This is a genomic window from Bacillus bruguierae (genome assembly GCF_037104725.1).
Classification (GTDB): domain Bacteria; phylum Bacillota; class Bacilli; order Bacillales; family Bacillaceae_G; genus Bacillus_A; species Bacillus_A bruguierae.
The window spans coordinates 1-1,452 of sequence record NZ_JBAWSX010000042.1; the positions used below are offsets into that span (position 1 = coordinate 1).

The window sequence follows — 1,452 nt, forward strand, 5'->3', positions numbered from 1 at the left end:
CAGTGGTCATGTTTATTTAGCGTGCGCATGGGATGGAAAAAGATTTTGGTTTAAAATTGCAAATGACAATTGGGTTCCGGAAACAGCAATGCGTATCGAAAAAGACGGTAAAAGTAAAGGTGTCATTTGGAATGAATGGAATGGATTAGAGTGTTACCATCATGCTAATTATAATAGTGGCATACGTGATCGTGTAGGTGTTGGTCAGTGGGAAATTGAATTTAGAGATAACAATTGGATTTACATTAAAGATAAAGGTTGGGTAGAATTTGACGAAAAAATCATCCGTTGGATTCGATAAAAAGGAGCGGGCTCTTATGAGCCGGTTCTTCTTTATTTTTACATCAATAATGAACTTAAAAATAGCTTTGTTATAGAAGGTATCTTAATATACAACTTTTATGTTGATAAATACGAAGTGGGTTTCTTCCTGAGGTGTTAACTATAGAGAAAAGGAGAAGTTTTAGCGTATTTCTTTAGCGGTTTTTGTAAATTCATTCAAAGATAAACTTATTAGCAGAAAGGGAAAATTTCTTGCAGTAATTAAAAAAGGAGTATGTAAGAATGAAGAAAATAGCAGATATATCTTATTATAATGGAACTATTAATTGGGCAGAAGCGAGTAAAGAGTTGGAGCTTGCAATTATTCGTGTACAATATGGATCTAATAAAATTGATTCAAAATACAAGGAATATGTACAAGGTTGTAAAGCATATGGAGTTCCATTTGGTCATTATGCTTATGGATGTTATACAAGCGTTCAGGATGCTATTGTAGAAGCAAATGATTTTATGAACCGTGCTGACAAGGATGCAAAGTTTCTTGTATTGGATGTAGAAGATGATACACTTGCTAGTTGCGGGCCAACTAACTTGGCAAAAGCGTCTCAGGCTTTCATTGATACTTGCCGAGCAGCAGGCTGGAAAGTTGGATTATATGTATCACATCACATGTATACAAGTTATGGATTAAATAGTGTAAGTGCAGATTTTCTATGGATTCCTCGTTATGGTGGAAGTAAACCTGCTTATAGCTGTGATATTTGGCAATATACTGATAGAGGTAGCGTTGCAGGCATAACTGGTAATTCTGGTAATGTAGATTTAAACTACTTAGTTGGAAATAAATCTATTGAATGGTTCATAGGAAATGGTTCTAATCCTAAAGAGCCCGATCCTACAGATGTAGATACTCGAAAGAACGTCTCGTTACCGTCTGATTGGCTAACCAATAACTTAGGTTGGCTGCAATGTATGCAACGCCAATCTTGGGTATATAAAGAGCCAAATGAGTTTGCGGAAGTAGTAGGAAAGATTCCTCTTGGCAGTGGTCATGTTTATTTAGCGAACGCATGGGATGGAAAAAGATTTTGGTTTAAAATTGCAAATGACAATTGGGTTCCGGAAACAGCAATGCGTATCGAAAAAGACGGTAAAAGTAAAGGTGTCATT

General features: G+C 35.9%; 1 protein-coding gene and 1 pseudogene. Both read left to right on the plus strand.

The window, feature by feature from the left end; genetic code table 11:
* A pseudogene (locus WAZ07_RS26075) lies at positions 1-301 on the plus strand (GH25 family lysozyme); the annotation flags it as partial.
* A gap of 263 nt (positions 302-564) precedes the next feature.
* Positions 565-1,452, plus strand: an 888-nt coding sequence (locus tag WAZ07_RS26080; RefSeq protein ID WP_336474712.1) for a GH25 family lysozyme, incomplete at its 3' end; no start/stop codon positions are given.